Origin of the sequence: Occallatibacter sp., assembly GCF_049582745.1 — a bacterium.
Lineage (GTDB): Bacteria > Acidobacteriota > Terriglobia > Terriglobales > Acidobacteriaceae > Telmatobacter.
On record NZ_JBAUUO010000168.1, the window covers coordinates 61,694 to 67,839 of the forward strand.

5 protein-coding genes are annotated in these 6,146 nt (G+C 59.6%); all 5 read left to right on the forward strand.

From position 1 onward, the window contains the following. Positions 1-35: 35 nt before the first annotated feature. Positions 36-1,118, forward strand: coding sequence for a PfkB family carbohydrate kinase (locus WCA10_RS23710; RefSeq protein ID WP_472825013.1), 1,083 nt, complete (start codon positions 36-38; stop codon positions 1,116-1,118). An 88-nt stretch (positions 1,119-1,206) separates the two neighbouring features. Next, complete coding sequence (locus tag WCA10_RS23715; RefSeq protein WP_472825014.1) at positions 1,207-1,587, forward strand: hypothetical protein; 381 nt, start codon at positions 1,207-1,209, stop codon at positions 1,585-1,587. Positions 1,588-1,590: 3 nt separating this feature from the next. Next, positions 1,591-3,477: an ABC transporter ATP-binding protein gene (locus tag WCA10_RS23720; protein WP_472825015.1), complete on the forward strand. Its 1,887-nt coding sequence runs from the start codon at positions 1,591-1,593 to the stop codon at positions 3,475-3,477. A gap of 155 nt (positions 3,478-3,632) precedes the next feature. Then, the gene (locus tag WCA10_RS23725) at positions 3,633-4,451 is read left to right on the forward strand and encodes an IclR family transcriptional regulator (RefSeq protein WP_472825016.1); all 819 of its coding nucleotides are present in this window, start codon (positions 3,633-3,635) and stop codon (positions 4,449-4,451) included. Between the two features lie 517 nt (positions 4,452-4,968). After that, on the forward strand, positions 4,969-6,146 hold a 1,178-nt coding region (locus tag WCA10_RS23730), incomplete at its 3' end, for a YXWGXW repeat-containing protein (protein ID WP_472825017.1).

Below are 6,146 nucleotides of genomic sequence, written 5' to 3' on the forward strand. Positions count from 1 at the left end.
CTGGTGGAGTGGTTGAATCGGAGGGTTTAAGGAACATGAGTGACGGGATGAAGATTCGCAAAGATGGAGAGATCGATTTTCTCTCCCTCGGAGCTTTGGTGCACAGGCTCGATCCGGGAATCATTCCGTTTCGCAAGGCGACTGAGTGCCAGATTCATGTGAGCGGCGGCGAGTTCAACGTGGCGGCGAATCTGTCAAATTGCTTTGGCCTGAAGACATCGATTGCTTCGGCCATGTCGGACTACCCGATCGGCGACCTGATTGCGGAGCGCGTTTTGGCCATGGGCGTCAAGCCGATCTACAGACACTTCAAACATGACGGTGTCTCGGGGCCGAATATGGCGACAGTGTACAGCGATCGCGGATTCGGTGTGCGCGGGCCGGTGGTGTTTTACAACCGGGCAAATGAGGCGGCAGCGCAGCTGAAGCCTGGCGACTTCGACTGGAAGGCGATCTTTGCCGGAGGCGTGCGCTGGGTGCATTGCGGCGGTATTTTTGCAGCGCTTTCAGCAACAACGGCGGAACTGGCCGCGGAAATGATGCGCGAAGCGAAGGCTGCAGGAGCGGTCACTTCATTTGATTTGAACTTTAGAGAGAAGCTCTGGAAGATTCACGGTGGCGACAAGCGCGCCGTGGAGACAATTGCGAGAATTGTGGAGAACGTAGACGTGCTGGTTGGGAACGAGGAAGATTTGCAGAAAGGGTTGGGGATTCCAGGGCCGGAAATTGCGGCGAAGTCGAAGCTCGATCCAAGCGCGTTTTTCGGAATGATGGACGAGGTGGTGAAGAAACTGCCGCACGTCAAGATTGTGGCGACAACTCTGCGCGAGGTGCACTCCACGAACCGGCATAGCTGGAGCGCGGTGGCATGGATGGAAGGCAAAACGTACATGGCGCCGACCGCTGAGTTGGACGTGCTGGATCGCGTGGGGGGCGGAGACGGGTTTGCGGCCGGTTTCATCTACGGGTTGCTCGCAGGCGAGGCGCCCGAGATTGCGCTGAAACTGGGTTGGGCGCATGGCGCATTGCTGACGACCTTCCCGGGGGACACGACCATGGCGACACTGGACCAGGTGCGGGCGTTGGCCCAGGGCGGATCGGCGCGCATTCAGCGCTAAGCGCAACATATTCTTCGCATCGCACCCGCAACGCAAAACATCCATTTGACTGATATCCTTGACCTCAGCCTCAAGGAGAGGTTTTCTGTTGGCAAAAGTCACCCTGGTATTTGCGGTTCTGCTGATTGCGCTTGGACTGATCGGGTACTTTGGCACGGGTGCGCTGCATCCGACGGCGCTGATTCCGACGTGGTTTGGCGTGGCTTTGGGCGTATTCGGGCTGCTCGCCATGAGCCCCAGTGAGTCACGACGCAAGCTCTTTATGCACGTCAATGTGACGATTGGGCTGATCGGATTTCTGGGCGGCGCGGTTGAGGCTGTTCGCGGATATTTGCACGCAAAGTCGGCGGGCGTTGCCGTGGATGAGATCGCGCTGGCGTCGAAGCTGACGATGACGGGACTGCTGTTGCTTTACGCGATCCTGTGCGTGCGGTCGTTTATTGCGGCGCGGCGTTCGGGGAAGGTTTAGCGGATGAGCACAATGCGCGGCGGAGGAATGGGGCTGAGTGCGGGCGCAGAGCGGTCGCCGCGAGGAGGTTCTCGTGCGAGTGCGGCCGAGCTTCCCAAGCGAAAACCCGATTTGAAAAAGCTGTGGCCGCAGATCTGGGCGCTGGTGGCTCCGCGCAAGGGACTGCTGGTGGCGGGTATGGCGTTGATGGCCGTAAACCGCGTGGCCGGGCTGGTGCTTCCGCTCGTATCGAAGCCGCTGCTGGACAAAGTGCTGACGCCGGTTCATCCGCAGCCGAAGCTTCTGCCGGAGATTATCGCGGCGGTGATGATTGCAACAATTGTGCAGGCGATCACGTCGTATTCGCTCACGCAATTGCTCTCCGTAGCCGGTCAACGCCTGATCGCCGAGATGCGGCGCGAGGTGCAGCGGCATGTGGGACTGCTTTCCGTGGCCTACTACGACGAGAACCGCACGGGAACGCTGGTGGCCCGCATCATGACCGATGTGGAGGGCGTGCGCAACCTGGTGGGAACGGGCCTTGTGCAGTTCGTGGGCGGAATGCTGACGGCGGTGCTGGTTTTCTTTTTTCTGCTGTATCAAAGCGTCACGGTGACACTCACTGTCTTCGCCGTGGTCGGCACGTTCGTTTTTGTGCTGCAATACGGCTTCAAGGTCATTCGGCCGATCTTCCGCGAGCGGGGCAAGATCAATGCGGAAGTGACAGGAAGGCTCACGGAGTCGCTTGGCGGCGTGCGCGTCATCAAGGGGTATCACGCGGAAGAGCGCGAGCATAAGGTTTTTTCCGCGGGGGTCGACCGGTTGCTGGACAACGTGATGAAGTCGCTGACCATGACCAGTGTGCTGGGGTCGGCGTCTACTACGGTCCTCGGAATTGTGTCGGCGCTGGTCATGTGGCTGGGCGGAAGCCTGGTGCTGAAGAGCACGTGGACCGTCGGGTCCTACTTTCAGTACAACGTGTTTCTTGCGTTGATGGTTGCGCCGGTTTTTCAGATTGTGAATGTCGGTACGCAGTTGACTGAAGCATTTGCCGGGCTTGACCGCACACGCGAGATCATGGCCGAAATGGAAGAGAACCAGGAGCCTGGTCGCACCGTGAAGATGCCGCCGATCAATGGCGAGGTTCGGTTTGAGGATGTTGAGTTTGCCTATTCGCCGGAAAAGCCGGTGCTGCACGGTGTGAGCTTTGCGGCCGAACCGGGTACCGTGACGGCGCTGGTGGGATCGTCTGGATCGGGCAAATCAACTATTATCAGCCTGCTCTGCGCCTTCCACACGCCGCTCAAGGGCCGGGTGGTTGTAGACGACATTGATTTGGCGACTGTTGATCTGAACACCTTCCGGTCGCAATTGGGCGTGGTGCTGCAGGATTCGTTTCTTTTCGATGGAACGATTCGCGAGAATGTGATGTTTTCGCGGCCCGATGCGACCGAAGAGCAGTTTCTGTCTGCGTGCCGCACAGCGCGCGTAGATGAGTTTGCGGAGCGGTTCCCTGAGTTGTACGACACCATCGTTGGCGAGCGCGGCGTAAAGCTTTCCGGCGGCCAGCGGCAGCGGCTTTCGATTGCGCGTGCACTGCTCGCTGAACCGCGCATCCTCATTCTGGACGAGGCGACAAGTTCGCTGGACTCGGAGTCGGAAGCCATGATCCAGGCTGGACTGAATCAGTTGATGGTGGGGCGGACGACATTTGTGATCGCCCATCGTTTGTCGACGATTCGCCGCGCGGATCAGATCCTGGTGGTCGAGCAGGGAAGAGTTGTGGAACGCGGAAACCACGCAGAGCTGTTCGCGCTAGGCGGCCGCTATTACGACCTCTACACACGGCAGCATGGGCTTGAGGAAAATCTGTTTCTCGCTCCCGGTGAAGGAGACGAGGTCCCGGTGTAGCTCTTAACCGCATCTTTTGTGCGCTGGGTCTTCCAATCGAAGAAATCGAGGTCTATATCTATCTCATTTCAGTTGGTTTCGTCCCATTTTCTTGACCTCATGTCCCATAATCTGAGAAACTGCAGCTGTACTTCCAGACGGAATAGAGGACCAAAATGCGAGACACCGCCCCTCAAGGGACATACAAAGTGCAGGCACTCGATCGTGCCTTTGCCGTACTTGATTTGCTTGGCGAGAGCGAGGTACCGCTAGGATTGGCGCAAGTGGCCTCATCGCTGCAACTGCACAAGAGCACCGCGCACCGTTTTTTGATGGTGCTGGAGCGGCACCGGATGGTCGAGCGGACGACGAATGGGAAATTCCGCCTTGGTCTGCGGCTTTTTGATTTTGGAAATCGTGCCATCGAACAGTACGATCTGCGGGAGCGTGCACAACCGCACCTGCGTCGCCTGGTTGCCGAGACTGAAGAGACCGCGCACCTCTGCATTCTGGAGCAGGCGCGCGTAATCTACATCGACAAGATCGAGCCCGCCCGCTCGGTTCGCATGATTACGCGCGTGGGTTCGAGCAATCCGATCCACTGCACTTCGGTAGGGAAGGCAATGCTGGCATTTTTGCCGGAAGACCGCATTAACGAAATCATCCGGAAGACGCGGTTTGAAAAGTTCACCCATCGGACGATCGCCACGGCAGAAGCGCTCCGTACGGAGATTGAAAAGACGCGCCGCAGAGGATATGCGGTGGACGACGAGGAACTGGAAGAAGGCCTTCGCTGTATCGCGGTTCCACTGCTGGATGCGCAACGCCAGCCAGTAGCAGCGGTCAGCGTGTCGGGTCCTTCGTTCCGCGTGACCGCGCAGAAGCTGCCGTCGATCGCCAATCACCTGCTGCAATGCGTACGCGGTATTTCGATGGACATGGGCTTTACCGCTGCAGCGCGTGGGAATCGCGCGGCCGCGGCCTGGACAGCCTAGGGAATCCAGTTAGGGGCAATCAGAATGCGAAGCTTCTCGGGGGCGGCCCACGGGGCTGCTCCGGAGAAACGCTTAACCCGCGCGGACGCCTACCCCGATGCGGACGCGATAAGGCGTCCACGCAGGTGATAGCGCATCGACCATCAACGCCTAACTTGCGCCAGGGTGCGGGCGAAGTGCCTTGCAGCAACCTCCTGGAACGGCGACGACTAGAAGTAAAGACGGTGGCGACGAAGTCCGGTTGCGCACTTCGAGTGGATAGTGAACAAGCCGAAATTCTCACGCTCCGGAATATATACGGTCTCATCAACCGAGTTTATGCGCTCGCTCGGAACCTCGGGCCTTCCCTCCTGTTTTCAGATAACGCGACAAGGAGCCAAGCGCAGAGGGTGGCCGCAATCCTGTTTGATGACAATGGGTTGGCACGGCGAAGCCGGAGGCGGGAAACGGGTCGTAATATCCGGCTGTACAAATTCTGCCCCCGACGCGGCATCCAACCTGCCGTAGAGGTATAGAAATGAAGAGATTTCCCCGATATTTATGGTTTACGTTGCTCTCTGCAGGGATTTTTGCGAGCGCGGGTGCGTGCAAGAGCAATCCAAGTCCCGAAAGTGCGCAGGTCCAGGCGCAAGATCAGAATCCTTCGCAGGACCCGGCCGCGGAGAATGTCGCGCCCGTCTCGGATGCGTCGTCGCAGGGCGGAAGCTACGATGCGGGCGTCTATCCGCCGAGCGCTTCCGCCAGTAGCTCGGCCCAGGGGCCAAGCGCAAACGATTCAGGCCAATATCCGCAGGATCAGTCAGGGGACTACGACAGCGACGATCAGCCGGTCGAATATGCGACGCAGCCCCCGCCGCCGCTGCCGGAGTATGACCAGCCGCCATGCTCGGGTGATGACTACATCTGGACTCCCGGTTATTGGTATTGGGCGCCGGATGGCTACTACTGGGTGCCGGGTGCCTGGGTGTATGCGCCGTATCAGGGAGCGCTTTGGACGCCAGGCTACTGGAGCTACTATCGCGGGCGGTGCGGATGGCATCGGGGATACTGGGGCCGGCATATCGGCTACTACGGCGGGATCGATTATGGATTTGGCTATATCGGATTCGGCTACCAGGGCGGGTACTGGCGAGGGGATCACTTCGACTACAACCGCTCGGTAAACAACGTGGACACGAATGGGGTTCACAACGTGTACAACTACCGCGCGGAGAACCAAGCGAGGAACGGAAACCGTTTGAGCTACAACGGGCCGGGCGGAATACAAGTGCGTCCGAGACCAGCGGAAATCCAGGCACGACGCGAGCAGCACACGCCTCCGATGAGCGCGCAGATGCAGCAGGTGCAGGCGGCGCGGAGCGACCGGGGCAACTTTGCCAAAGAGAACCATGGGCACCCGCAGAGAATGGTAGCTGCGAAACCGCTGCCGGCAGACCACAACATTCATGCCCCAGCGCCGGTTCCGATGCGCAACCAGCCTAACAACGGAGGGAATGCCAGGCCGGGTCAGCCTGCGCCGCAGCCAAGGGGGCACGAACCGACCGCACGTCCCGAACAGCCGGCGATGAGGCCGCAGCCGGCTCCGAGGAGGCAGGAACCGACGCCACAACAGCGGCCTCCGGCCCCGGTGCAACATCCTGAGCGCCAGCAGCGGGCTCCGGAGCGCCAGGCGCCGTTGCAACATGCGCAGCCCGC

Bases quoted from the DNA above. Each gene is read 5' to 3' on its own strand.
- WCA10_RS23710 (WP_472825013.1), top strand. From the start codon at position 36: ATGAGTGACGGGATGAAGATTCGCAAAGATGGAGAGATCGATTTTCTC.
- WCA10_RS23720 (WP_472825015.1), top strand. From the start codon at position 1,591: ATGAGCACAATGCGCGGCGGAGGAATGGGGCTGAGTGCGGGCGCAGAG.
- WCA10_RS23725 (WP_472825016.1), top strand. From the start codon at position 3,633: ATGCGAGACACCGCCCCTCAAGGGACATACAAAGTGCAGGCACTCGAT.